The organism is Actinomadura sp. NTSP31 (assembly GCF_041951385.1).
GTDB lineage: Bacteria > Actinomycetota > Actinomycetes > Streptosporangiales > Streptosporangiaceae > Spirillospora > Spirillospora napierensis.
The window spans coordinates 1-24,497 of sequence record NZ_JBGNUT010000041.1; the positions used below are offsets into that span (position 1 = coordinate 1).

Here is a 24,497-nt window from a genome sequence, read left to right on the forward strand (position 1 = left end):
CAGGGGCCGCAGAGGCTCCAAAGTCAAGGGTGGACGAAGTCCATCGCGAAGCGACGCCGAAGGCGCCCTTGACTTTGGAGGGGCGGCCCCGTACGCCAGCGCCACCCCACCGCACGGCCGACCCCTCACCCCTCGTCCCGAACACCCTTCGCCCCCGTCCCGAACACTCGGCCCCTCCGAGAACTAACCCACACCCCGTCCCGAGCACCGAGCACGCCTCTGCGCTATGGACTACTGCCTCTCCCACGGCCTCTACCGGTCAGCGGGCGGGGGCGGGGCGGGGACGGAGGTGGTGAAGGCGAAGACGGAGCGGGGGTCGTGGCCGGAGGACAGCAGGCGGATGACCACGATGGCCATCGCCTCCAGGTTGCGGGTCTGGCGGAGGTCGCCGGCGTCCAGCGGGGCGGCGCCGAGGTCGCTGATCAGGGTGCGGGCGGCGGGCTTGGCCTCGTCGGCGCCGGCGAAGGGGACGGCGAGGGGGCGGCCGTCGAAGGCGGGCGGGGTCATCGCCCAGACGGACGCGTGGGCCTGGTTGAACGCCTTGACGACGTGGGCGCCGGGGGCGAGGCGGGCGATCTCCTCGGCCATGGACGTGCCGTCCTGGTAGGTGACCTGGGAGAAGTCGGTGACGTCGACGGCGTTGCCGCAGTCGATCACGGGTTTGCCGGCGAGGGCGCCGCCGGTGGCGGTGATGGTGTCGGCGAGGCCTTCGCGGCGGACGGCGACGAGGACGGCGTCGCCGAACTCGGCGGCTTCGCGGAGGGTTCCGGCGCGGGCGCCGATGCGCTTGGCGAGTGCCGTCGCCTTGCCGGGGGTCCGGCCGCCGATCAGGACGTCGTGTCCGGCCCGGACCCAGCCGGCGGCGAGGGCCTCGGTCATCATTCCCGCTCCGAGCACACCGATCTTCATGACGGCCTCCTGCGTTGGGGTCAGGGGAAGGAATGTAGGAGGCCGTGGGGAACCCGGCGGTTCCTAGGACGGGCGGGCGGCGAGGAGTGCGTCGGTGTTCTCCTCGGCCCAGCGGGACAGCGCGCAGACGGGGACGAGGAGGCTGCGGCCGAGGTCGGTGAGGCGGTACTCGGTGCCGGGCGGGGCGGTGCGCAGTTCGCGGCGTTCGACGAGGCCGTTGTCGGCCAGGCGGCGCAATGTCTGGGTGAGCATCTTGTTGCTGATCCCGCCGATCTTGTCGCGGAGCTCGCCGTACCGGGCGGGGCCGCGGCCGAGGGCGGTGACCACGACGACGGACCAGGTGTCGGAGATCAGCGCCAGGGTGGTGCGGGCGGGACAGTCGGCGAGGAACACGTCATGGGCGACCACATCCGGCAGGTTACGCCGCGCCGGCGGGGCGGCGGGCCTGGGCGAGGAGGGCGGCGGCGGGGCCGGCGGGGTCGGTGCCGGGGCGCCAGACGGCGCGCAGGGAGCGTTCCACGGTCAGCCCGGCGATCTCGATCTCGGCGAGGGTGCCGGCGGCGAGGTCGGCGGTCACCACGAGCTCGCTGATCAGGGCGGGGCCGGCGCCGGCGACGACGGCGTTGCGGACGGCGGTGCTGGAGCCGAGTTCCAGCAGCGGCGGGACGGGGCGCAGGCCGTGCGCGGCGAACGCCTGCGCGGCGGCCTGGCGGGTGCCGGAGCCGGCCTCGCGGGTGATCAGCGGGGTGCCGGCGACCTCGGCGGGGTCGACGGGGCGGCGGCGCCGCGTCCAGCGGTGGCCGGGCGGCGCGACCAGGACGAGCCGGTCCCCCGCGACGGCCCGGGAGCGCAGGCCGGACGGGCGGCCGGGCGACTCGATGAAGCCGAGGTCGATCTCGCCGTGCCGGGCCAGCTCGCAGACGCGGGCGGAGTTGGTGACCTGGAGGCCGACGTGCAGGTCGGGGTCGGCGCGGCGGAGTTCCCCGATCCAGGCGGGCAGCAGGTATTCGGCGATGGTGAGGCTGGCGGCGACGGACAGCTGCGCGGTGCGGGCGCGGCGGAGGGCGGCGGCGCCGTCGTCGAGGGCGGCGAGGTCGTCCAGGACGCGGCGGGCCCAGCCGGTGACGAGGGCGCCGTCGGCGGTGAGGGCGGAGCCGCGGCGGGTGCGGTCGAGCAGGCGCAGCCCGAGCCGGCGCTCCAGCCGGGACAGCCGCTTGCTGGCCGACGGCTGGCTGATGCCGAGCTCGGCCGCCGCGGCGGTGAGGCTGCCCTGGTCGGCGACGTGCACCAGCAGCTGGAGGGATTCCATGTCCGGGGGTTGTGCCATGCCCCCAGGCTATGACGTGAGGTCGAATCGACCGCTTCCGGCGGGGCTCGGGCTGCCGGAGGGTCGAACACATGAGCGCAGTGGAGGCGGTTCACCCGGAGCGGTTGAGGGTGCGGATGGGGCGGACGGGGCCGGGCGTCGCGGTGGCGGCGGCGGGCGCGGCGGCGGCGATGGTGGTCAACGGGTGGGTGCCGGCCCTGAGCGCGCTGACGGTGGCGGTGCTGCTCGGTGTGCTGGTGGGCGGCGTGCTGCCGGAGGCGACCGCGCACGGATTGCAGTGGGCGACCCGCAAGTTCCTGCGGGTCGGCGTCGTGCTGCTCGGCCTGCAGCTCAGCGTGGGAGAGGTGCTGCGGCTGGGGCCGGGCATGCTGGCCGTGGTCGTGATCACCGTCCTGTCCGGGTTCGCCGGGACGCTGGTGCTCGGCCGGCTGATCGGGGTGTCCGAGGGGTTGGCGCTGATGGTGGCGACGGGGTTCTCGATCTGCGGCGCCTCGGCGATCGTGGCGATGGACAGCGTGGCGCGCAGCAGGAGGGAGGACGTCGCGACCGGCGTCACGCTCGTGACGATCTACGGCAGCGCGGCCATCGCGGTCGTCCCGTTCCTCGGCGCGCACGTGTTCGGGCTGGACGGCGAGTCGCTCGGCATGTGGGCGGGGCTGAGCGTCCACGAGGTCGCGCAGGTCGTCGCGGCGGCCTCTCCGGCCGGCGCCGCCGCCGTCGGGACGGCGGTGATCGTGAAGCTGACCCGGGTCGTGCTGCTCGCGCCGATGGTCGCGGGCATGGGCCTGGTGGAGCGGCGCAGCGGCGTCCACGCGGAGGGGAAGCGGCCGCCGATCGTGCCGCTGTTCGTCGTCGGGTTCCTGGTGATGCTGGCGCTGCGCAGCGCCGGTGCTGTCCCCGGCGCGGTCCTGACGGGCGCGAAGGACGTCTCGACGGTGCTGCTGGCCGCGGCGATGTTCGGCCTGGGCTCGGCGGTGCGCGTGAAGGAGCTGGTGAAGACGGGACGGCGCGGCCTGGTCCTCGGCGCGCTGTCGACCCTGCTGGTCGGCACGGTCGCGCTGACCGCGCTGACCGTGATCCCGCGCTGAATCGGGGCTAGCGCATGACCGTGGTCAGGACGTCCGAGCCGAGCGACAGCAGGAGCTGCGCGTGCAGCCGGTGGTAGATCATGCGGCCCTCGCGGCGGGACGTGATCAGCCCGACCTCCCGCAGCCGCCGCAGGTGCCGGGACACCTGCGGCTCGGAGATGCCCGTCCGCTGCGCCAGCTCGGACGTGGTGATGGGCTCGCCGAGCAGGTGCCGGCACATCTCGAACCGGCCCGGCTCGGAGATCGCGGCGAGCCGGTCGCGGATGAGGGACTGGCGGGCGGACGGGCGCTGCTCCCAGTCCCCGGCGATGAAGTGGACGACCAGCGGCAGCCCGTCGTCCCCGGTCTTGAGGATGAGGTGCGGCCAGCCGTGCAGGGTCGGGACGAGGAAGCAGCCCCGCTCGACGACCTTCCCCGTCGCCGACTGGAGCTTGTCGTAGTGGACGCGCGCGGGCTGCCCGGTCGCGGTGGCGGTCGGGCTGACCGAGGTCAGCACGGTCAGCGGCGACTCCTTGCGGAGCTGCTCCCGGACGGGCGCGGCGGTGTCCTTCAGGCGCGGCCCGATGCGGCGCCATTCGGCGTCGAAGAACGCGGCGGCGCAGCGTTCGAGGGTGTCGGTGAGGCGTTCCCGGAACCCGCGCGGGTCCTCGACCAGGGCGCGGGCCAGCTCGCCGCGGGAGAACGAGCGGCGCTCGCTGGCCTTGACGAAGGCCCGCTGCGCCGCCGCGTCGCGCAGCTCGTAGGCGCCCTCGAACGTCAGGCCGCGGATCGCGAACGCCGCCAGCCGGGTGAACTCGTCCGCGTCGAGGCGGGCGAGGCCGTCCAGCTCGGCGGACAGTTCGCGGTCGAGGGGCCGGCGCATCGGCAGCAACAGCCGGCAGCGATACCGGGCCCACAGCGGCGCGAAGCGGTTGAGCTCCTGGACGAGGGACTCCGGCAGCGCCCCGCGGGTGCGGGCGAGCCATGCCCGCGACTCGGGATGGTGTTCGGGCTCGGCGAGGGTGTGCAGGCACGCCATCAGCTCCGCCAACGGCGACGTGCCGACCGCGAAGTGCGATGCCTGCGCCCCTTCCACGTCGAGCGTGACGACCATGGCCGAATCCTAGTCCCGGCCGGGGCCGTGGCCGGACGGGTCGTCCAGCACGTGCACCGACAGCCACGACGGGTGCTCCGGTGACAGGTGCACCTCGTTGACGGCCACGACGCGCCGCCGCGCCGCCGCCTCGGGGCCGCCGGTGTTCGGGTTGACGTCGAAGCGCGGGAAGTTGCTCGACGACACGTCCAGCCGGATGCGGTGGCCCTTGGCGAACAGGTTCGCGGTGTCGGGGGCCGTCACGGTGATTTCGTAGACGGTGCCGGGCCGCATCGGCTCCGGGTGCGCGAACGAGTTCCGGTACCGGCAGCGCAGGATCCCGTCGGTGAGGTTCATCGCGTAGCCGTTGGGATAGTCGGCGTTCGGGGGGTGGACGTCGATGAGCCGGACGGTGAAGTCGGTGTCCGGTGCGCTCGACGCCACCGACAGCCGCACCCGGACCGGACCGGCGATCGCGACGCCGGCCTCCAGCGGCTCGGTCTGGAAGACCAGCACGTCCGGACGGGACGCGAGCGGCAGGTGCGGCGGTTCGCAGCCGAACGTGTCGTCGGTCGGGCACTGGTCGAACGCGCCGCCGTGCATGACCGGCTCGCCGGAGGTGATCTGCCCGCCGATGGTGGGCACCGGGTTCGCCGGGTCGAAGTCGTACTCGAGCCGGTCGTCGGCGCCGTCCTGCGGCGGGCCCGCGGTGAGGGAGCCGTCCTGCCGCAGGTACAGCCGGACGTCGGTCGCCTCCTGCGGCGGCCAGGTGGCGGCGGTGCGCCACTCCCCGCCGTGGTCCAGCCGCCCCTCGGCGGTGCGCCGGCCGCTGCCGCCGCCCATGAGGAAGTACTGGACGCGCGGGAAGTCCTCGCCCGCGTCGCCGCCGCCGAGGTGGCGGGCGAACCAGCGGGCCCGGAACTCCCAGTAGTCGGGGGCGAGGTTGCCGTCCAGGACGGCGCGGGGCCCGAAGTCCACGTCCCCGGAGTACCGGACGCTGCGGGCGCCGTGCGTCCACGGCCCGACGACCAGGTACGCCGGGCTGGACTTGGTCTCGGTCAGTGCCCGGAAGTTCTCCACGGCGGTCAGGACGTACGGGTCGTACCAGCTGACCATGTGCAGGCTCGGCACGTCGGGGAACCGGTCGTAGGAGCCGCGCCCGTACAGCCCGAGCCGCTCCCAGTACTCGCCAAAAGGACCGTGCTCCCACTGTTCGAGCAGGAACTCCTCGTATTCGGGGACGGCGCGCAGCGGGGACGCGCCGCGCCGCCACGGCATCGCGTGGAACCAGGCGGGCAGGTCCTGCGACTGGAGCGACGCCCGGACGACGGGGTCGCGGTGCGCGGCGGGGCTGTTCAGCGCGTGCCGGTACGCCCACGTCGCCTGCTTGAGCTCGAACGCGCCGCCCATCCGGATGCCCGCCTCGTACGCGCTGGCGAACCCGCCGGAGTCGACGAACATGGCGGCGAGGTGGCGCGGCGACAGCGCGGCCAGCGCGGTCTGCACGTGCGCCGAGTACGACACGCCGGTGGTGGCGACGCGGCCGTCGCACCAGGGCTGCGCGCCGATCCACTCGACGGTGTCGTAGCCGTCCTCGGCCTCGCCGAGGTACTTCACGAACTGGCCGTCGGAGTCGCCCCTCCCCCGGCAGTCCTGGCGGACGACGTTGTACCCGCGCCCGACGAAGATCGCCGCGGACCGGTCCGGGAACACCGGTTCGCCGTGCCGGTCCAGGCCGTCGGACTCGCGCCGCGCCCGCCGCCCGTACGGGGTGCGTTCCAGCAGGACCGGGCGCGCCTGCAGCTCGCGGTCGGGGCTGTACAGGTCCGCCACCAGGACGGCGCCGTCGCGCATGGCGGTGCGCACCACGCGCCGCCACACCGACCCGCCGTCCGGCAGCGCTATCTCCTCCGCCTCCTCGGCGACGGCCCCCGATTCCATCACCGTCATGAAGAGGAACCGCCCTGGGTGCCCTCGGCGCCCTGCCCGACCTGGGAGCCGAGCGCGGGCCAGATCTTCACCAGCTCCGGACGCGGCGCCTCGACGAACCACTTCTTGTAGATCTTCAGGAAGGTGCCGTCCTGCACCATCGCGCCGAGCTGGCCGTCGAAGGCCTGCTGGAACTTGGTGTTCTTCTTCTGGACGGCCATGGCGGTCGCGTGGTCGACGGGCGCCGACACGGCGGGCTTGAGCGCGCTGTACTTCTTCAGGTACGCGTCGGCGTCCGGGCCGCCGACGACGAACGCGTCCAGGTTGCCCGACAGCAGCTGCGAGACCGCGGAGTTCTGGTTCTGGAACTGGACCTGCTTCGCGCCCGGCATCTTCGACTTCACGAACTCCTGCTGCACGGCGCCGGTGATGTCGCCGACCCGCTTGCCGGAGAAGTCGGTCAGCCGGGTGGCGGCGGAGTTCTTGCGGGTCAGGACGGTCGTCGTGCTCCAGTAGACGCCCTTGGTGAAGGACACCTGCTTCTGCCGCTCCGCCGTGACGCCGAGCCCGCTCGCCGCGAGATCGTACTGGCCGGACGACAGGCCCTGCAGCGCGGCCGGGACCGCACTCGCCTTGTACTCCACCTTCAGCTTCAGCCGCTCGGCGACCTCGTCGGTGAGGTCGACGATGAACCCCTGCGGCTTGCCGCCCTTGTCGGCGGTCGCGAACGGGGGCTGGTCGGTGGAGACCGCCGCGAGGACGGTGCCGGCCTCCTCCAGCCCGTACGGGTTGTCCTTGCCGGAGTCGCCGCCGCCGCACCCGGCGAGCGTCAGGGCCGCCGCGGCGACCGCGCCGCCCGCCGCGAAGCGGACGCTGAGGGCCTTGTTCATCTGCATGTCCTGCCTTTTCGTGAAGGGGGGTCAGAGAACCTTGGAGAGGAACTCGCGGAAGCGCGGGCTGGACGGGGCGTCGAGCACCGCGCGGGCCTCGCCCTCCTCCGCGATCAGCCCGTCGTCCATGAACATCACGCGGTCCGCGGCCTCGCGGGCGAAGCCGATCTCGTGGGTGACGACGACCATGGTCATCCCGGTCGCGGCCAGCTCCCGCATCACCGCGAGGACGTCGCCGACCAGCTCGGGGTCGAGCGCGGAGGTGGCCTCGTCGAACAGCATCACCTCGGGGCTCATCGCGAGGCTCCGGGCGATCGCGACGCGCTGCTGCTGCCCGCCGGACAGGTTCCCCGACCGCTGCCGCGCCAGCCGCCCGAGCCCGAGGCGGGCGAGCTGCGCGTTCCCGATCTCCTCGGCCTCCGCCCTGCCCATGCCGCGGACGTGCCGCAGCGCGAGCGTGACGTTGTCGAGCACGTTGAGGTGCCCGAACAGGTTGAAGTGCTGGAACACCATGCCGATCCGGGCGCGCGCGGCGTCCACGTCCACCTTCGGGTCGGTGAGCGTCGTCCCGGACACGACGACGGTGCCCGAACTCGGCCGCTCCAGCAGGTTGAGGCACTTCAGCATCGTCGACTTGCCGGACCCGGACGGGCCGAGCACGCACAGCACCTCGCTCTGCGCGACGTCGAAGCTCACCCCGCGCAGGATCTCGGTGTCGCCGTAGGACTTGCGCAGGTCCCGGACGCTGATCGCGGTCGCGGTCCCCTTCGCCGTCTCAGCCGTCGTCGTCATGCCCGCTCCTTCACTGCGGCACCGGTGGTGATGTCGGCGGTGGCGATCGCGGCGCCCGGCGCGTCCTCCTGCGCCAGGGCGGCCGGGGCCCGCCGCGCCCCGCCCCCGCCCTCGCGCATCCGCCGGTCCAGCCAGTTGACGAGGTAGGTCAGCGGGATCGTGATCACGAGGTAGCAGAGCCCCGCCGCGACCAGCGCCGAGGCGTTGTAGCTCGCGGCCTGCCGCTCCTGCGCGATGAAGTACAGCTCCCGCTGCCCGACGCCGAGGCCGAGCAGGTAGACCAGCGAGCTCTCCTTGATGTCGACGATGAACTGCCCCGCGAGGGCGGGCAGCACGTTGCGGATCCCCTGCGGGACCACGACCAGCCGCATCGTCTTCAGGTAGGACATCCCGAGGCTGCGCCCGGCCTGCAGCTGCCCGGGCGGCACCGCCTGGATGCCGGACCGGAAGATCTCCGCGCAGTACGCGGCGGAGATCAGCCCGACCGCGATCACCGCGTAGCCGAGCGGGTTGCGGCCGAACGGCCGGACCCCCGCCGCCGGCAGGCCGAGGCCGATCAGGCTGACCGTCACGATGGCGGGCAGCCCGCGGAAGACGTCCACGTAGAGCCGGGCGGGCAGCCGCACCAGCCGCCGCCGCGACAGCAGCAGCACGGCCAGCAGCACGCCGACGACCAGGCCGAACAGGATGGCCAGCACCGCGATCAGCAGCGTGTTGCGCAGCCCTTCCGTCAGCAGCGTCGGGAGTGCGCCACGGATCTCCGACCAGTCGAAGAACGTATGCAGGAAGTCGCTCACACTCGCTCCGATCGTCACGGCGTCCACCGGGGGGCTCCGGTTCGGCGGCCCGCGGCCCGGCGGCCGGTGGCACGCGGGCCGGGGCCCGGGCCGGCCTCGCGTCCACCGCGGACGGGCGTCGCCGGTGGGCTCACACTAGGCGCAGGCTATGTGACTGACCAGGATCGTTGCGCCAATGCGTTAATCATTGGCCGCACCCTCACATCGCGAGGCGGCGGGCGAACGGCGAAGGGACCGGCGGTTTCCCGCCCGTGTCCGGGCGGGGAACGGCCGGTCCCCTGAAGAGGCGCGCGCTAGTCGTCGATGGCGGCGTAGGCGGTGGTCCAGAAGTCCTGGAAGTAGTGCGGCGGCTGCGGGGAGGTCATGGCGCGCTGGGTGAAGATGACGCCGATCATGTCCTCGCCGGGGTCGGCGTAGGCGGACGTGCCGAGGCCGCCCGTCCAGCCGAACCGGCCGGGGCGGACGAACAGGTCGGTGCGGCGGCCGTCGACGGCGAGGCCGAAGCCCCAGCCGCCCGAGCCGAGGAACATCTCGTTGCCCGCCTTCTGCTCCGGCGTCAGCTGGTCGCTGGTCATCAGCTCGACGGACGGGCGGGACAGCAGCCGCCCGCCCGGGTGCCGGCCGCCGTCCAGCAGCATCCGCAGGAAGGCGTTGTAGTCGTCGACGGTCGACAGCAGGCCGGGGCCGCCGCTGCCGCCCGCGAACACCGGCGGGCGGTCGTAGGCGCCGTCGCGCGGGTCGGGGCGGCGGGCGAGCGCGCCGGTGCCGGGGTCGGAGGTGTAGGACCCGGCGATCCGCCCGGTGTCGGCGGCGGGCACGGTGAAGCCGGTGTCGCGCATCCCGAGCGGCTCGAAGATCCGCTCGCGGAGGAACTCCTCGAACGGGCGGCCGGTCGCGCGCGCGATCAGCACGCCGGCGACGTCGGCGCCGGTGTTGTAGAGCCAGCCGGCGCCCGGCTGGTGCGCGAGCGGCAGCGCGCCGAGCCGCTTCAGCCACTCGTCGGGGCCGCAGGACGGGCCCTCCGGGCCGCTGTCGACGCCGGTGTCGCGCATCGCCTGCGTGATCGGCGGCAGGCCCTCCGGGACGAACGACACGCCGTAGCCGAGCGTGAAGGTCAGCGCGTCGCGCAGGGTGATCGGGCGGTCGGCGGGGACGGTGTCGTCGAGCGGGCCGTCGATGCGGCGCAGGACGCGCCGGTCGGCGAGCTCGGGCAGCACGTCGTGCAGCGGGTCGTCCAGGCGGAGCCGGCACTCCTCGACCAGGATCATCGCGGCGGCGGCGGTGACCGCCTTGGTCAGCGACGCGATGCGGAAGAGGGTGTCGCGGCGCATCGGGGCCGCTCCCCCCGCTTCCAGGGTGCCGGCCTCGATCACGTGCGTGCGGCCGCGCCGGTGGACGAGCGCGACGAGGCCGGGCAGCTCGCCGCGCTCGACGAAGCCGGTCAGCACCCGGCGCATCCGGTCCAGGCCCGCCGGGGACAGGCCGCCGTCGTCGCTCATCCTTCGCTCCTTCATCGGTTCTTCTGAGGGGCAGACCGTCCGGCGCCCCGGAACTCATCGGTGGTCCGCCCGGCCGGGCCGCGGGTCTCAGCCGACGGGCTGGAGGGGCGGGCGGGTGTCGAACTGCGTCTCGTACAGGTCGGCGTAGCGGCCGCCCGCGGCGAGCAGCTCGTCGTGCGTGCCGCGCTCGATGATGCGGCCCTCCTCGACGACCAGGATCAGGTCGGCGGCGCGGACGGTGGACAGCCGGTGCGCGATCACGACGGCGGTGCGCCCGCCGAGCGCCTCGGCCAGGGCCTCCTGGACGGCGGCCTCGGACGTGGAGTCCAGGTGGGCGGTGGCCTCGTCGAGGATGACGACGCGCTGGCGGGCCAGCAGCAGCCGGGCGATGGTGAGCCGCTGCCGCTCGCCGCCCGACAGCCGGTAGCCGCGCTCGCCGACGATCGTGTCGAGCCCGTCCGGCAGGCCCTCGATCAGCGCGTCGAGGCGGGCGCGGCGCAGCACGTCCCACAGCTCGTCCTCGGACGCCTCGGGCCGGGCCAGCAGGAGGTTGTCGCGGATCGACTCGTGGAACAGGTGCCCGTCCTGGGTGACCATCCCGAGCGTCGCGCGGATCGACTCGAACGACAGGTCGCGGACGTCCACGCCGCCGAGCCGGACGGTGCCGGAGTCGGCGTCGTACAGGCGCGGCAGCAGCTGCGCGATCGTGGACTTGCCGGCGCCGGACGAGCCGACGAGCGCGACCATCTGCCCGGGTTCGGCGCGGAACGACATGCCGTGCAGGACGTCGACGCCGCCGCGGGTGTCGAGCGTCGCGACCTCCTCCAGCGAGGCGAGCGACACCTTGTCGGCGGCCGGGTAGGCGAAGGTGACGTCGTCGAACTCGACCGCGACGGGCCCGTCGGGGACGGCGCGCGCCTCGGGCTTCTCGGCGACGAGCGGCCGCAGGTCCAGCACCTCGAAGACGCGCTCGAAGCTGACCAGCGCGCTCATCACCTCGACGCGGGCGCTGGCGAGGGCGGTCAGCGGCGCGTACAGCCGGGTGAGCAGCAGCGCGAGCGAGACGACGGCGCCGGCGTCGAGGTGGCCGCGCAGCGACATCCATCCGCCGAGGCCGTAGACCAGCGCGAGCGCCAGCGCCGACACCATGGTCAGCGCGGTGATGAACACGTGCTGCAGCATCGCGGTGCGGACGCCGATGTCGCGGACGCGGCGGGCGCGCGCGGCGAACTCGGCGGACTCGCGGTCGGGCCGTCCGAACAGCTTGACCAGGGTGGCGCCGGGGGCGGAGAACCGCTCGGTCATCTGGGTGCTCATCGCGGCGTCGTGCCGGGCGGCCTCGCGCTCCAGCCCGGCGAGGCGGGTGCCCATCCGGCGGGCGGGCAGGACGAAGACCGGCAGGAGCAGCAGCGCGAGCAGCGTGACCTGCCAGGAGATGCCGACCATGACCGCGAACGTCAGCAGCAGCGTGACGAGGTTGCTGACCACGCCGGACAGCGTGTCGCTGAACGCGCGCTGCGCGCCGATCACGTCGTTGTTGAGCCGGCTGACGAGCGCGCCGGTGCGGGTGCGGGTGAAGAACGCGACCGGCATCCGCTGGACGTGGTCGAAGACGGCGGTGCGCAGGTCGAGGATCAGCCCCTCGCCGATGCGGGCCGACAGCCACCGGTTGGCGAGGCCGAGCCCGCCCTCGGCGACCGCCAGCACGGCGATCACGACGGCGAGCCCGACGACGGTGGACGTCGCGGACCGGTCGACGATCGCGTTCACCACCCGCCCGGCCAGCACGGGCGTCGCCACGGCCAGCACCGCCATCACGACACTGAACAGCAGGAACGCCGACAGCGGGCGGCGGTGGGGGCGGGCGAAGGCGGCGATGCGGCGCAGCGTCGCCCGGGAGAACGGCCGGCGGTCGTCCTGCGCGTTCATGGCGTGGTGCAGCGACATCCACGCGGTGACTTCCATGTCCATCGGCAATCCTCAGCGATCGTCGGTCCGGGACGTCCATCGTGAAACCTCAAGGAATCTTGAGGTCAAGCCGCCACCATGGCCAAGGATGGCGCGGGGGTACGACAATCTGTGAGGTGATCTACGAAGAGGGGCGGAACGTGGGGACCGACACCGACATCGACGTCGTGCGGGCGCGGGCGGACACGCCGGGCTGCGCGCGGGTCGCGCACCTGAACAACGCGGGGGCGGCGCTGCCCCCCGCGCCCGTCATCGAGGCGGTCGCGGAGCACTTCGCGCTGGAGACGACCATCGGCGGCTACGAGGCGGCCGAACGGAACGCCGAGGCGGTCGAGCACTTCTACGGCGCGGTCGCCGGGCTGATCGGCGCGCGGCCGGAGGAGATCGCCTACGTGGAGAACGCCACGCGGGCGTGGGACATGGCGTTCTACGCGATCCCGTTCGCCGAGGGCGACCGGATCCTCACCACGACGAACGAGTACTCGAGCAACGCGATCGCCTACCAGCAGATCGCCGCGGCCAAGGGCGCCCGGGTGGAGGTGGTCCCGGACGACGCGAACGGCACGCTGGCCCTCGACGCGCTGGAGGCCGAACTGGCCAAGGGCGGGGTCCGGCTGGTCTCGCTGAACCACATCCCGACCTACAACGGGCTGGTCAACCCGGCGGCGGAGGTCGGCCGGCTGTGCCGCGAGCACGGCGTCCTCTACCTGCTGGACGCCTGCCAGTCCGTCGGGCACCTCGCCGTGGACGTCGCCGAGATCGGCTGCGACATGCTGTCCGCGACGGGCCGCAAGTACCTGCGCGGGCCGCGCGGGACGGGATTCCTGTACGTGCGGCAGGAGATCGCCCGGACGCTGGAGCCGCCGTTCCTCGACCTGACCGCCGCCGAGTGGAAGGCGCCGGACGGCTACGAGATCCGCGACGACGCGCGCCGCTTCGAGACCTGGGAGCGGTATTTCGCCGGGCAGATCGGGCTGGGCGCGGCCGCCGACTACGCGTCGGCGCTGGGGATCTCCGCGATCGAGCGGCGCGTCACCGCCCTCGCCGCGACACTCCGGCGGATGCTGGCCGAACGGCCCGGCGTCACCGTCCGGGACCGGGGCGCACAGCAGTCGGGAATCGTGTCGTTCACCGTGGACGGGCACACGCCCGCCGCGATCAAGGCGGCGGCGCGCGAGCGGGACGTCAACGTCAGCGTCGCGATGCCGAGGGAGCACGGTTACGACCCGCACGGCCTCGACGCGGCCGTGCGGGCCTCCGTGCACTACTACAACGACGAAGACGACCTGGAGCGCCTGCTGGCGGCGCTCCCCTGATCGCTCAGGTGTTGCCGCGGGCCGCGCTGATGTCGGCGAGCGCCGACGCGGAGTCCTTCTCCATCGCGAGATCGCCGATGGAGACGATGCCGACGGGGCGCCCGTCCTCCAGGACGGGCAGCCGCCGCACCGACCGCTCGCGCATGATCTGCGCGGCCTTGTCGAGCGAGTCGTCCGGCCCGACCGTGGCGGTGACGCTGCTGGCGAGCTTGCCGATCTTGGCCTGGGCCGGGTCGCCGCCCGCGGCCAGCCCGCGCACGACCAGGTCGCGGTCGGTGACCAGGCCCTTCAGGTCGTCGCCCTCGGCGACGAGCACGGCGCCGATGTCCTCGTCGCGCATCGCCCGCGCCACCGTGACGATGTCGAGCTCCGGGGACACCGACGTCGGGGAACCGGTCATGATGTCGCGGATCTTCGTGGCCATTGCACACTCCTCGAGCCTCGTGGTCGTTCCGCCGGGAGCACCGGGACCAGCCGGAAGCCCCCGGGACGGTTCCGGCCCTACCCGGCAGAACGGCGGCCACTCATCGGCGCCCGCGGGCCCGTCCGCTAATCCTGAACGCCTATTTCTTGAACGCCGCGAACACGCGCCGCGCGCGCGCATCGTCGAAGACGATGCGGTTCGGGTCCTTCGGCGCCGGACGCACCGGCACCGTCAAGAAGCGGACGGCGCCCGGATCCGTCTTCTGCAGGCTCCTGGCGAACGCCTCCAGCTCCCCCGGCCCCATCCGCGGGTACGTCCGCACCGCACGCGCCACCGCGGTCGTGAACCGCGCCAGCCGCACCGGATTGGTCAGCACCCCGCTCTTCGCCTTGCGGGCCACGGCGGCCATGAACTGCTGCTGCCGCTTGATCCGGTCCAGGTCCGACCCGTCGCCCAGCCCGTGCCGGGCCCGGACGAACGCCAGCGCCCCCTCCCCGTTCACGACCTGCCGCCCGGCCGGCAGCAGCGGCCGCCCCTGGGGATCGAGGATCGTCTTCGGGACGGTGACGGGCACGCCGCCCAGCGCGTCCACGATGCCCTTGAACCCGCGGAAGTCCATCTCCACCACGGTGTCGACCGGCACGAGCGTCGCCTTCTCGACGGCCTTGAGCAGGCACGGCACCCCGCCGAGGATGTACGCCCCGTTGATCAACCCCTGGTACGGCAGGGTCGGGTCGCCCTTCGCGGACGTGCACGCAGGGACGTCCACCATCGCATCGCGGGGAATGCTCACCGCTTCGGCGCGCGCCCGGTCGGCCGGCAGATGCACCAGCACGATCGTGTCCGACCGCGCCGGGCGGCCGCCCCTCGCGTCCGACCCCACCAGCAGGATGTTCATCGACTTCGCGGCGGCGCCCGGGGTCTTCGCCGCCACCGGCCGCGCGCCCCGTCCGTGCAGCACGAACGCCGGGACGAGGATCGCCGCCGCCGTCACCGCCGCCACCACCCCGAACAGCGTCCAGCGGCCTCCGGGCATCCGGAACCGGCGGCGCGCGTGCGCCGCGTGCAGCAGCCGGTGCCGCTGCCGCGGCAGGGTCGCCGGCGGCTCGTGCTCCAGGTCCCGGCCGAGGTCGCGGAGCAGGTCCAGATCGTCCATGGTCACTCCTCCTCGTCCATCGGGTTGGTGTCGCCGAGCGCCGCGCGCACCTTGCGCCGCGCCCGGTTCAGGCGGGACCGGACCGTGCCGACCGGTATCCCGAGGGCCCGCGCCGCCTCCTCGTAGGCCAGGTCGCCCCACGCCACGAGCAGCAGCACGTCCAGGTCGCGGCGCGGCAGCGCGGCCAGCGCCGCGGCGAGCGCCGGACGCGACGCCCACGCCGTCACCCCCGCCGCGACCCGCTCGGCCGGCCCTTCGGCCGGACCGTCCACCGGGCTGCGGCGCAGCGCCCGGTACCGGGCCGCCTCCGACCGGTGGTGCCGGGCGACCAGCTTGGTCGCGATCCCGAACAGCCACGGCCGGGCGTCCTGGTGGGCCAGGTCGTAGCGGTGCCGCTTGCTGAAGGCGACGAGGAACGTCTCGCCGACGACGTCCTCGGCCGTCTCCGGACCCAGCCGGCGCGACACGTAGCGGTAGAGCATCGCGGAGTAGCGGTCGAACAGCACCGCGAACGCCTCGGGGTCGGCCCGCGACCGCTCGATCAGTTCGGCGTCGCACGCCGGAACCGTGGGGGGTGCGGTCATCGCGAACACCATGGCATGCGGACCGGCCTTCCCGTTGGGGGGACATTGTCAGCGATGTATCTCCGCAACCCCGCCCCCGGGTTCACGGCCGCGCGGCACCATGGAGCGGCGGCGCGCCGCGCGTCCGCAGATCACTGATGCATAACAAAGCGAACCGCGTCGCTAAAGTGGACATCTTTCAATGGGGTCGGGGGATCCGTGTCGCAGGACCGCCCCCCGTCCGCATGCGTGATCATCGAGCCTAGGAGGGGGCAGGCCCGTGAACGACGTCCCGCAGGAACCGGAGCCGGACGACCGCCCGGAGGACGTCGAACGCGAACCCGGCCGCACCGCCACCGCCGAGTTCCGCGTCCCCGCGCCCGCCCCGTCGGCGAAGGACGCCTCCCTCACCAGGCCCGACATCCGGCGTCCCGCCAAGCCCGCCGGCCAGGGCCCCTGGTACGTCGACCTCCCGCGCACCGAGGACGACGAGGTTCCCGCCGAACCGGCCCCCGGCGAAGAAGCGGACACGCGTGTCGAGGAGGAGGACGAAGCCTCCGAGGAGGATGCGCCGCCAGTCTCGGACCCTGCGGACGCGGAGGCTGATACCGAGCCGGCGGCGGAAGATCCCGAAGAACCACAGGATTCCCGGGACGCGGAAGAGGAAGAGCCGGAGACGGACGCCGCGGAGGAGCCCGCCGAAGACGCCGAATCCGAGGATGCCGCTGCCGACCAGGAGCCGGCGCCGCCGGAATCGGAGGACGCCGAGCCCTCGCAGGACGAGTCTCCCCAGGCCACCGCACCCGACGAGCCCGAGCCGGATGCGTCCTCTGAGGATGAGGGGACAGCGTCCGACGAGGGTGGAGCGCCGGTCGCCGAGGAGGACGAGCACCCCGAGGCGGCGGCCCTCCCGGAGGGCGACCGGTGGCCGCGAGCAGGTGGTTCGCCGGCCGCGGTGACGCGGGTCGAGCGGCTGCCGGGCCCGTGGGACGTGCCCGCACCGGAGCCGCAGACCAGGGGGCAGCAGGCGGGCGGCGACGTCCGGTGGGAAACGCCGCAGCAGAGTGCCGCGGCACCGGCGTGGGGGCAGCAGGCGCCCGCAGGCGAGTTCCGGCCCGAGTCCGTCCGGTGGGACGCGGCGCAGAGCGCGCCGCCTCAGGGCCCAGCGGCACCCGTGCACCCGGCGCAGAGCGGGCCTTGGCAGGTCGCCGCACCGCAAGCACCCGCACCGCAGGCGCCCGCGCCGCAGGCGCCCGCGCCGGCCCCGCCCTTGGCCGGGGTGGAGGAGCGGCCGAGGCGGCGCCGCGGGCTCATCGTGCTGGTCGCCGCGCTGCTGCTGGTCGTGGGCGTGGTGGCCGGGCAGCTGGTGCGGCCGGTTCCGGATCCGACCGTGAAGCTGAGCCTGGCGTCCAGCCATGTGTTCGCGGGGGCGGCGCCCTCGTTGCCGTGGCCCGCGGCCGGGCAGTCGGAGGTGTACGTGGACGGCCTCGGGACGATGGGGTCGTCCGGCGGCTCCACGCCGACGCCGACGGCGAGCGTCGCGAAGGTGATGACGGCGTACGTGTACCTGCGCGACCATCCGCTGAAGACGGGTGAGCCGGGGCCGGTGCTGGCGGTGTCGCCGCAGGGGGTGGCGGAGATCCCGGCGCGCAAGAAGCGCGGGGAGTCGCTGCTCGGGATCACGGCGGGGCAGCGGCTGACCGAGCGCAAGGCGCTGGAGGCGCTGCTGATCATCTCGGCGAACGACCTGGCGCACGAGCTGGCGCGCTGGGACTCGGGCGGCGACCAGCCGTTCGTCGCGAAGATGAACGCGGCGGCGCGGGAGCTCGGGATGACCGGCACCCGCTACACCGACCCGAGCGGATACGACTCCGGGACGGTCAGCACGGCGGCCGACCAGGTGAAGCTGCTGCGGGCGGCGATGAAGGTGCCGGCGTTCACCGAGATCGTGAACCGGCGGGCGTACGTGCCGGACGACGGCAGCCCGGCGCGGCCGGGCGGGAACGTCCTGGTCGGGCAGTACGGGGTGGTCGGCGGGAAGACCGGCTACACCGACGCGGCGGGCGGGAACTACGTGTTCGCCGCACGTAAGAAGGTCGGGGGCGTGCCGACGCTGGTGCTGGGCGCGGTGATGGCGCAGAAGTCCCCGAGCGCGCAGGGGGCCGTGGAGGCGGCCGGGCAGCTCATCCAGGCGGCGGAGAACGCGATGGCGGCGGCGACCCTGGCACCGAAGGGCGCCCGGGTCGGCGAGGTCGACGACGGGCTCGGCGGCACGACGCCGCTGCGCGCCGCGTCCCCGGTGACGGTCGTGGGATGGCCGGGGCTGCGGGTGCCGGTCGGGATCCAGGGCGACCCGCCGCACCGGGGCGGTACCGGTGAGCGGGTCGGCGAGGTCACGGCCGGTGCGGCGACGGTGCCGCTGGTCCTCGGTTCGGCGCTGGACGAGCCGTCCTACCTGAAGCGCCTGATCAGGGTGAACTAGCCGGCGTAGAGGGCGGACAGGAAGCGGACGAGCAGGGCCTCGCGGGTGGCCGGCGGCAGGCCGTTCAGGACGGCGTTGACGACGGCCATCTCGGGGCCGCCGCCGTCGAGGTCGACGCCGACGGCGGCGAGGAGGCCGGTGAACCCGGCGTCGTCCAGGCCGTCCAGGTCGAGATCGGCGAGGGCGGCGAGGAGGTCGGCCGGCACGTCGGGCGGGCCGGCCGCGCGGGCGGCCTTCGCGGCGTCGGCGAGCGCGGACAGCAGCGCGTCGACGTCGCTGACGCCGGTCAGGGTGAAGTGCAGGTTCGGCGGGATGCCCTGGTAGGCGAGCTGCGGCTGGAAGAACCAGCCGCGGGCGCGGGCCTCGTCGGCGATCACGAAGACGTCGAGGGCGGGGTCGTCGGAGGCAACGGCGACGAGCGGGACGGCCGGGTCGCCGAGAACGCGCAGCCCCGGGATGCCGGCGACGCCCGCGCGGAACCGCTCCGCGGTCGTCATGGCGGTCGCGGCGAGGTCGCGGTAGCCCTGCGCGCCGACCGCGTTGAGGGTGGCCCAGGCGGCGCCGAGCGGGCCGGCGCTCTTGCTGCTCTGGACGCCGGCGTTGATGACGGTGTAGCCGGGCCATTCGGCGGACGCGAAGTAGGCGTGCCGGCGGACGGACTCGTCGGCGAACAGCACCACCGACGCGCCCTTCGGCGCGTACCCGTACTTGTGCAGGTCGCAGGAGATCGACGTGACGCCGGGCACCGACAGGTCGAACGGCGGGACGGGCCGTCCGAGGTCGCGGAGCCAGGGCAGCACCCAGCCGCCGACGCACGCGTCGACGTGGCACAGCACCCCGGCGGAGGCGGCGATGGCGGCGATCTCCTCGACCGGGTCCATGACGCCCTGCGGGTAGGACGGCGCGGAGGCGACGACCAGGACGGTGTCGGGCGTGATCGCGGCGGCGACGGCGGACGGGACGGCGCGGTAGTCGCCGTCCACCGGGACGCGGTCCACGTCGAGGCCGAGGTAGTGGGCGGCCTTGTGGAACGCGGGGTGCGCGGTGGCGGGCAGGACGACGCGGGGGCGTCCGGCGACCGGGCGGGCGTCGCGGGCGGCCTTCACCGCGAGCATGATCGATTCGGTGCCGCCGCTGGTGAAGACGCCGGTCCCGCCGCCGAGCCTGCCGGCGACCACGGCGACGATGCGCCGCTCCAGCGCGACGATGCTCGGGAACGCGGTGGGGTCGAGGCAGTTGACCTCGAGCATCTCCTGGAAGGCGGTGGCGGCGAGGTCGTGCACGGCCTCGCGTCCGGTGTCGTAGACGTAGGCGGTGACCTGGCCGCCGCGCACGGGCAGGTCGGCGTCGCGGAACCGGGCGAGCTCGGTGAGCAGGTCGGCGGCCGGGCGGCCGTGCTCCGGCAGGGCGGTGGGGTCAGACGGCATGGGCCTGGGCCTCCTCGGCGGTTCGGTGGGCGGCGGCGAGCCGGCGGTAGGCCAGCAGGAGCGGGACGGCCAGCAGGAACAGCAGCGCCGGGATGATCGTGAATCCGGCGGTCAGCCCGGTGAGGGCGGAGCCGGTCTGCCGGACGGGTTCGTCGAGGTCGGACGACCGGAACGACGACAGCGACAGGACCAGCGCGAACACGCCGGGGCCGAGGGCGAGGGCGCCGGTCTCGGCGGCCGTCCACAGGCCGGTGAACGCGCCGGGCTGGGCCTGCCCGGTGCGTCCCTTGTCGGCGTGGACGGTCTCCGGCAGCAGCGACAGCGGGAACAGCTGGACGGCGGCGTAGCAGACGCCGGTCAGCGCCGCGAGGACCAGCACGCCGGCGCGGGACCCGGCGGAGATCGCCGGGTAGGACGCGAAGCCGGTGACGGCGAACATCGCGAGCGCCGTCACATAGCAGGGGACGATCCCGTACCGGACGGACATCTTCCGCCACAGTGGGACGGCGAACGCGCTCGGTCCGACCATGCACACGAACATCGCCGAGGTCAGCCCGTAGTCGTCCAGCCGGTAGGTCGCGACGTACGGGGCGCCCGCCAGCATGATGGCGACGGCGAGGGTGTGCGAAACGTAGCCGCCGAGCAGCGCGAAGAACGGGCGGTTGCCGCGCGCGGCGCGCAGCGCGGCGGCGAGGCCGAGCGGGCGCGGCCCCGGCGTGGCGGGGATCCACCGGTTGGCCAGCGCGCTGGTGATCAACGCGGCGCCCATCACGGTCCCGATCACGACGCCCATCAGCGCGTATCCGGCGCGCCCTCCCCCGGCGGAGTCCGACAGGGCGGGCGCGAGGCCGCCCGCGACGAGGATGCCGACGGTCAGGCACACGACCCGCCACGCCATCGCCCGGCCGCGCTCGGACGGCTCGTCGGAGATCTCGGCGGGCAGCGCGACGTACGGCACCTGGAAGCAGGCGAACGCGCTCGCGGCCAGCAGGAACGTCACCGCGGCCCAGCCCGCGCCGAACCCCGGCGAGTCGACCGGGACGGCGAACATGGCGGCGAACAGGAAGGGCAGCGTCGCGCCGCCGACCAGCAGCAGCCGGGTGCGGCGGCCGGTCCGGACGGCCTCGCGGTCGCTGGCGGCGCCGACGATCGGGTTCAGCACCACGTCCCACGCCTTCGGGACGACCAGCACCGCGCCCGCGATCGCCGCCGAGACGCCGAGGACGTCGGTCAGGTAGTACAGGAGCAGCAGGCCGGGGACGGCGGAGAACACGCCGGTGCCGACCGAGCCCACGCCGTAGCCGAGCAGCCGCCGCCGGGCGAGCGCGGCGGTCACGCCGTGGCGCCCAGGTTGAGGCCCGCGGTGACGATGCGGCGCAGGTTGGCGCGGAACCGGGCCAGTGCGGCGGCGTCGTCCATGCCGTGGCGCAGGCCGTCGGAGCGCAGGACGCCGCCGCGCGCGAACCCGTGCGTGCACCAGACGACGGTCCAGGCGACGTACTCGACGTCGACCTCCTCGGCGGCGCCTTCGGGCAGAACCTTGCCGACGGCGTCGACGACGGTCTCCATCAGCGGCCTGACGTAGGTGTTCTCCAGGTGGGCGACGTCGGCGGCGTCCGACAGCCACCGGTGCATCCACAGCCCGGGGATCTCGGGGCGGGCGGCGCAGAAGTCGACGTAGCGGTCGACGACGGCGAGGACGCCGGCCGCGTCGGGCGTCATCTCGGCGACCGCCGCCTCCAGGGCCGCACGTTCGGCCCGGTGGGCGCGTTCCATGACGGCGAGGTAGAGGTCGCGCTTGCCGCCCGCGTGGTAGGCGACGGTGGCGATGTTGAGTCCGGCCGCTTCGGCGATCATGCGGGTGGAGGTGCCGTCGTAGCCGTGCGCGGCGAACAGCCGGGTCGCCGCGTCGATGACGCGTTCCCGGCCGGAGTCGCTGGTCATGCGCTCACCGTAGAGGCGCGCCGCGTCTCGGTCAATCGTTTGATGGAGACGCGCGGGGGTGCGTGCCGATCTTCGCCGGCGGCGCTACTCGGCGGCGCTACTCGGCGGCGGCGGTGTCCTGCTCGCGGCGGCGCGGGCCGTCCAGCGGGATCACCTCCGCGCCCGGCCGGCCCTCCGGCGGCGTGGTGAGCCAGACGGTCAGCACCATCTCCATCTCCAGCCGCGTCTCCGGGTCGTACAGCCGCTCGCCGAACAGCTCCTCGAGCTGGTGCAGCCGGTACCGGACGGTCTGCGGGTGGACGTGCAGCCGGGTGGCGACCTCGGTGGCGTTGAACCCGTTCTGCAGGCACGACAGCAGCGTCCGCATGAGCCGCTCGCGGTGCCGCGGCCGGACGGTCTTCAGCGGCGCCAGCCGCAGGTCGGCGACGGCGCGCACCAGCTCCTCGTCCTTGAACACCACCAGCGCCGGCATGTGGTCGGCGCAGCGGATCAGCCGGTCGGACGCCAGGATGCCGCGGCGCGCGAGCGGCAGCGCCTCGCGGGCCCAGCGCAGCGACTTCGCGGCGTCCTCGGTGCGGACGGTCGGGCCGAGCGCGGCGACCCAGTTGCGCAGCGCCGACTCCAGCATCCGGCCGCGCCCGGGGCCCTCCGGGTCCGGGACGAGCAGGCAGGGCTCGCGCCGGTTGACGTCGGCGAGGACGTCCGGCGGCAGCGACGGGTGCGAGAACGGCTGCTGGCCCCGCTCGTACAGGACGACCGCCGCGACCGTGCGGGGGACGCGCCACTGCGCGAGGCGGGCGAGGTCGGCGACGGCCTGCGGCGCGGCGGGCGGCTCGGCGAGCAGCATGTCCAGCAGCCGGCGGCGGCGGTGCTCCAGCTCGCCGGCCTCCTGCTCGCGGGCCTTGGTGTACCCCTCGGTGGCGGCGCGGGCGATCTCGTCCAGGAACGCGAAGATCGCCTCGGCGATGCTGGCGAGCGTGCGGCGGGAGATGTTGTAGCGCTCGGACTCCGAGGCGAGCCGCCGCCAGGCGACGCGGGCGCCGAGCCGCAGCGAGGTCTGCAGGATGTCGAGGTCGCGGCCCTCGCGGGCCTCGGCCCAGCCGATCTCCCGGTAGACGGCGGCGACGGCCTCCCAGGAGCTCTCCGGGTCCATGATCAGGTCGACGAACTGCCGCAGCGCGCCCTCCACCGCGGCCCGGACGAGGCGCGCGTACTCCTCGTCCTGCGGGCGCGAGTACTCGGGGATCCCGGCGAGGATCTCCTCGATCATCTCCTCGGCGAGGGCCTCCAGGTGCGGCCGGAACATCTCCGACAGCTCGCTGGGAACGCCGGCCCAGGGCTTCAGCGGCGAGGCCCCGCCCTGGGCGGACGCCCCGCCGGTCTCCCCCGGCCCGCCGGACGCACCGGCGAAAGCCTTCAGGCTCGTCGTCACCTTCGCACCTCCCCCGATGGGTCGTTCCGGAAGTTACCGAGCCGGCGGGCGGCGGGCTGCACGATCGGAGACGCATTGCGGTCGGGCGCTTATAAGCCGACTGACAAAGCGTTCATCGGAAACCTAGGCCCGCCGGGCGCCGGGTCCGGCGAGGACGGCGGCGGCGCCGAGGCCGAGGTAGACGAGCCCGGTGGCGTACCGCTGCCGGCGGCGGAACCCGGGCCGGGCCCGCAGCCATCCGCCGAGGGATCCGGCGGCGAACGCGTAGACGAGGTCGGCGGTGAGCCCGATCAGTGCCGTGACCAGCCCCATCACGACGATCTGCAGCGGGACGGCGCCGGCCCGCGGGTCGACGAACTGCGGCAGGAACGCCAGGAAGAACAGCACGACCTTCGGGTTGAGCACGTTCACCAGCACACCGTCGAGGTAGACGCGGCGCAGCGGCCGGGGCCGGAGGAGCGGCGCGTCGTGGTCGCCGCGGGCGCGGAGCGTCCGGTAGGCGAGGAAGACCAAGTAGGCGGCGCCCGCGTAGCGCAGGACGCCGAACGCGGTGGCGGACGCGGCGACGAGCGCGGAGAGCCCGGCCGCCGCGGCGGCGATGTGCACCAGCATCCCCGACTCGACGCCGAGCGCGGACGCGACGCCCGCGCGGCGCCCCTCTCCGATGCTGCGCGCGGTGATGTACAGGTGGTTGGGTCCGGGGATGGCGACGAGGGTGAGCGCGGCGAGCAGGAACAGCAGTGGGTTCGTCACCCGCCGAACGCTACGAGCCCCATGGTCCGCCTTACAGAGCCAATGAGGCCCGCAGAAAATGGACCACTGCGGCGCCGGTCAAGCCGGGGCCGCGTCCGCGTCCGCCAGCGCGCCGGCCAACACCAGCCGCCCGGACGTGCGGACCATGTCCGTGATCTCCTCGGTGGGCCGGCGCAGCGAGGCCAGGCTGACCAGCGCGGCGAGCAGGATGTGGCCGAGCACGATCTCCACCTCGTCGCGCGCCGGCAGCGGCTCGCCGATCGCGGCGGACAGCCGGTCGCGGACGAACAGGAACAGCACCGTGCGGGCGTCGTCCACGCTGGAGTCGTCCGAGGTCACGGCCTGGATGATGGCCGAGGTCAGGGTGCGCTCCTGCGCCGCCACCTCGACGATCCGCTCCAGCAGCGCGGTGAGCCGCTCGACCGGGGTGTCGCCGACCGCCAGCGCGTCGATGTCGCCGGTGATGCGGTGCGCCCAGGTCGCGGCGACCTCGGTGAGCAGGTGGTCCTTGGTGGCGAAGTAGCGGTACACGGTCGCGCGGGCCACCCCGGCGCGGTCCGCCACGTCGTGCATGGTGACGACCGGGTAGCCGCCCTCGCGCGCGAGATCGCGCGCCGCGTCGATCAGCCGCTCGCGCCTGGCCTGCTGATCCTTGGTCAGCGTCCGCGTGACGGTGAACCGCACATCGCCGTTCAAAACGCCTCCTCGCCGTGCCCGTCCCCCATTCTC

The 24,497-nt window shown here is 74.0% G+C and carries 22 protein-coding genes; 3 read left to right on the forward strand and 19 right to left on the reverse strand.

Annotation, left to right across the window (positions count from 1 at the left end):
- Positions 1–252: 252 nt before the first annotated feature.
- The 3 genes from ACA514_RS43070 to ACA514_RS43080 form a co-directional block, all read right to left on the reverse strand.
- Complete coding sequence (locus ACA514_RS43070; RefSeq protein ID WP_375047252.1) at positions 253–909, reverse strand: NADPH-dependent F420 reductase; 657 nt, start codon at positions 907–909, stop codon at positions 253–255.
- 63 nt (positions 910–972) lie between these two features.
- Positions 973–1,317, reverse strand: coding sequence for a winged helix-turn-helix transcriptional regulator (locus tag ACA514_RS43075; RefSeq protein WP_375047253.1), 345 nt, complete (start codon positions 1,315–1,317; stop codon positions 973–975).
- Between the two features lie 10 nt (positions 1,318–1,327).
- Entirely contained in the window at positions 1,328–2,236 is a 909-nt protein-coding gene (locus tag ACA514_RS43080; protein ID WP_375047254.1) for a LysR family transcriptional regulator, read from the reverse strand.
- A gap of 71 nt (positions 2,237–2,307) precedes the next feature.
- On the opposite strand from ACA514_RS43080, the gene ACA514_RS43085 reads away from it, so the two are divergent.
- Positions 2,308–3,324, forward strand: a complete 1,017-nt coding sequence (locus tag ACA514_RS43085; RefSeq protein WP_375047255.1) for a YeiH family protein — start codon at positions 2,308–2,310, stop codon at positions 3,322–3,324.
- A gap of 7 nt (positions 3,325–3,331) precedes the next feature.
- Here ACA514_RS43085 and ACA514_RS43090 read toward each other — a convergent pair whose 3' ends face one another.
- The 7 genes from ACA514_RS43090 to ACA514_RS43120 form a co-directional block, all read right to left on the reverse strand.
- Positions 3,332–4,417, reverse strand: a complete 1,086-nt coding sequence (locus ACA514_RS43090; RefSeq protein WP_375047256.1) for a DUF5937 family protein — start codon at positions 4,415–4,417, stop codon at positions 3,332–3,334.
- A 9-nt stretch (positions 4,418–4,426) separates the two neighbouring features.
- Positions 4,427–6,346, reverse strand: coding sequence for a CocE/NonD family hydrolase (locus ACA514_RS43095; RefSeq protein ID WP_375047257.1), 1,920 nt, complete (start codon positions 6,344–6,346; stop codon positions 4,427–4,429).
- Entirely contained in the window at positions 6,343–7,215 is an 873-nt protein-coding gene (locus tag ACA514_RS43100) for a substrate-binding periplasmic protein (protein ID WP_375047258.1), read from the reverse strand. Before ACA514_RS43100 ends, ACA514_RS43095 begins: the two co-directional genes overlap by 4 nt.
- Positions 7,216–7,245: 30 nt before the next feature.
- Entirely contained in the window at positions 7,246–8,007 is a 762-nt protein-coding gene (locus tag ACA514_RS43105) for an amino acid ABC transporter ATP-binding protein (protein WP_375047259.1), read from the reverse strand.
- A complete protein-coding gene (locus tag ACA514_RS43110) occupies positions 8,004–8,804 on the reverse strand; it encodes an amino acid ABC transporter permease (protein WP_375047260.1) in 801 nt (266 codons plus the stop codon). Before ACA514_RS43110 ends, ACA514_RS43105 begins: the two co-directional genes overlap by 4 nt.
- Before the next feature lie 293 nt (positions 8,805–9,097).
- Positions 9,098–10,303: a serine hydrolase domain-containing protein gene (locus tag ACA514_RS43115; protein ID WP_375047261.1), complete on the reverse strand. Its 1,206-nt coding sequence runs from the start codon at positions 10,301–10,303 to the stop codon at positions 9,098–9,100.
- A gap of 87 nt (positions 10,304–10,390) precedes the next feature.
- Positions 10,391–12,274, reverse strand: a complete 1,884-nt coding sequence (locus ACA514_RS43120; RefSeq protein WP_375047262.1) for an ABC transporter ATP-binding protein — start codon at positions 12,272–12,274, stop codon at positions 10,391–10,393.
- A gap of 113 nt (positions 12,275–12,387) precedes the next feature.
- On the opposite strand from ACA514_RS43120, the gene ACA514_RS43125 reads away from it, so the two are divergent.
- A complete protein-coding gene (locus ACA514_RS43125; RefSeq protein WP_375047263.1) occupies positions 12,388–13,587 on the forward strand; it encodes an aminotransferase class V-fold PLP-dependent enzyme in 1,200 nt (399 codons plus the stop codon).
- 4 nt (positions 13,588–13,591) lie between these two features.
- Here ACA514_RS43125 and ACA514_RS43130 read toward each other — a convergent pair whose 3' ends face one another.
- The 3 genes from ACA514_RS43130 to ACA514_RS43140 form a co-directional block, all read right to left on the reverse strand.
- A complete protein-coding gene (locus ACA514_RS43130) occupies positions 13,592–14,011 on the reverse strand; it encodes a CBS domain-containing protein (protein WP_375047264.1) in 420 nt (139 codons plus the stop codon).
- A gap of 139 nt (positions 14,012–14,150) precedes the next feature.
- Positions 14,151–15,167 (reverse strand): LCP family protein, encoded by a 1,017-nt coding sequence (locus ACA514_RS43135; RefSeq protein WP_375047265.1) that lies wholly within the window; start codon positions 15,165–15,167, stop codon positions 14,151–14,153.
- A 2-nt stretch (positions 15,168–15,169) separates the two neighbouring features.
- Complete coding sequence (locus ACA514_RS43140; protein ID WP_375047266.1) at positions 15,170–15,751, reverse strand: RNA polymerase sigma factor; 582 nt, start codon at positions 15,749–15,751, stop codon at positions 15,170–15,172.
- 259 nt (positions 15,752–16,010) lie between these two features.
- On the opposite strand from ACA514_RS43140, the gene ACA514_RS43145 reads away from it, so the two are divergent.
- On the forward strand, positions 16,011–18,212 hold the full coding sequence (locus ACA514_RS43145) for a hypothetical protein (protein ID WP_375047267.1): 2,202 nt from the start codon (positions 16,011–16,013) through the stop codon (positions 18,210–18,212).
- Here the strand turns inward: ACA514_RS43145 and ACA514_RS43150 are convergent.
- The 6 genes from ACA514_RS43150 to ACA514_RS43175 all read right to left on the reverse strand — a co-directional run bounded on the left by ACA514_RS43150 (position 18,209) and on the right by ACA514_RS43175 (position 24,464).
- Positions 18,209–19,639, reverse strand: a complete 1,431-nt coding sequence (locus ACA514_RS43150) for a pyridoxal phosphate-dependent decarboxylase family protein (protein ID WP_375047268.1) — start codon at positions 19,637–19,639, stop codon at positions 18,209–18,211. The two genes, ACA514_RS43145 and ACA514_RS43150, sit on opposite strands and share 4 nt — an antisense overlap.
- Complete coding sequence (locus ACA514_RS43155) at positions 19,629–20,975, reverse strand: MFS transporter (RefSeq protein WP_375047269.1); 1,347 nt, start codon at positions 20,973–20,975, stop codon at positions 19,629–19,631. The genes ACA514_RS43150 and ACA514_RS43155 overlap by 11 nt, the downstream gene beginning before the upstream one ends.
- On the reverse strand, positions 20,972–21,583 hold the full coding sequence (locus tag ACA514_RS43160; RefSeq protein WP_375047270.1) for a TetR/AcrR family transcriptional regulator: 612 nt from the start codon (positions 21,581–21,583) through the stop codon (positions 20,972–20,974). The genes ACA514_RS43155 and ACA514_RS43160 overlap by 4 nt, the downstream gene beginning before the upstream one ends.
- 97 nt (positions 21,584–21,680) lie before the next feature.
- Positions 21,681–23,015: a PucR family transcriptional regulator gene (locus ACA514_RS43165; RefSeq protein WP_375047271.1), complete on the reverse strand. Its 1,335-nt coding sequence runs from the start codon at positions 23,013–23,015 to the stop codon at positions 21,681–21,683.
- A gap of 123 nt (positions 23,016–23,138) precedes the next feature.
- Complete coding sequence (locus ACA514_RS43170; protein WP_375047272.1) at positions 23,139–23,768, reverse strand: LysE family translocator; 630 nt, start codon at positions 23,766–23,768, stop codon at positions 23,139–23,141.
- Positions 23,769–23,846: 78 nt separating this feature from the next.
- The gene (locus tag ACA514_RS43175; protein WP_375047273.1) at positions 23,847–24,464 is read right to left on the reverse strand and encodes a TetR/AcrR family transcriptional regulator; all 618 of its coding nucleotides are present in this window, start codon (positions 24,462–24,464) and stop codon (positions 23,847–23,849) included.
- Positions 24,465–24,497 lie beyond the last annotated feature (33 nt).

Bases quoted from the DNA above. Each gene is read 5' to 3' on its own strand.
- ACA514_RS43070 (WP_375047252.1), bottom strand. From the start codon at position 909: ATGAAGATCGGTGTGCTCGGAGCGGGAATGATGACCGAGGCCCTCGCC.
- ACA514_RS43080 (WP_375047254.1), bottom strand. From the start codon at position 2,236: ATGGCACAACCCCCGGACATGGAATCCCTCCAGCTGCTGGTGCACGTC.
- ACA514_RS43085 (WP_375047255.1), top strand. From the start codon at position 2,308: ATGAGCGCAGTGGAGGCGGTTCACCCGGAGCGGTTGAGGGTGCGGATG.
- ACA514_RS43090 (WP_375047256.1), bottom strand. From the start codon at position 4,417: ATGGTCGTCACGCTCGACGTGGAAGGGGCGCAGGCATCGCACTTCGCG.
- ACA514_RS43095 (WP_375047257.1), bottom strand. From the start codon at position 6,346: ATGACGGTGATGGAATCGGGGGCCGTCGCCGAGGAGGCGGAGGAGATA.
- ACA514_RS43100 (WP_375047258.1), bottom strand. From the start codon at position 7,215: ATGAACAAGGCCCTCAGCGTCCGCTTCGCGGCGGGCGGCGCGGTCGCC.
- ACA514_RS43105 (WP_375047259.1), bottom strand. From the start codon at position 8,007: ATGACGACGACGGCTGAGACGGCGAAGGGGACCGCGACCGCGATCAGC.
- ACA514_RS43115 (WP_375047261.1), bottom strand. From the start codon at position 10,303: ATGAGCGACGACGGCGGCCTGTCCCCGGCGGGCCTGGACCGGATGCGC.
- ACA514_RS43120 (WP_375047262.1), bottom strand. From the start codon at position 12,274: ATGGACATGGAAGTCACCGCGTGGATGTCGCTGCACCACGCCATGAAC.
- ACA514_RS43130 (WP_375047264.1), bottom strand. From the start codon at position 14,011: ATGGCCACGAAGATCCGCGACATCATGACCGGTTCCCCGACGTCGGTG.
- ACA514_RS43135 (WP_375047265.1), bottom strand. From the start codon at position 15,167: ATGGACGATCTGGACCTGCTCCGCGACCTCGGCCGGGACCTGGAGCAC.
- ACA514_RS43140 (WP_375047266.1), bottom strand. From the start codon at position 15,751: ATGACCGCACCCCCCACGGTTCCGGCGTGCGACGCCGAACTGATCGAG.
- ACA514_RS43150 (WP_375047268.1), bottom strand. From the start codon at position 19,639: ATGCCGTCTGACCCCACCGCCCTGCCGGAGCACGGCCGCCCGGCCGCC.
- ACA514_RS43160 (WP_375047270.1), bottom strand. From the start codon at position 21,583: ATGACCAGCGACTCCGGCCGGGAACGCGTCATCGACGCGGCGACCCGG.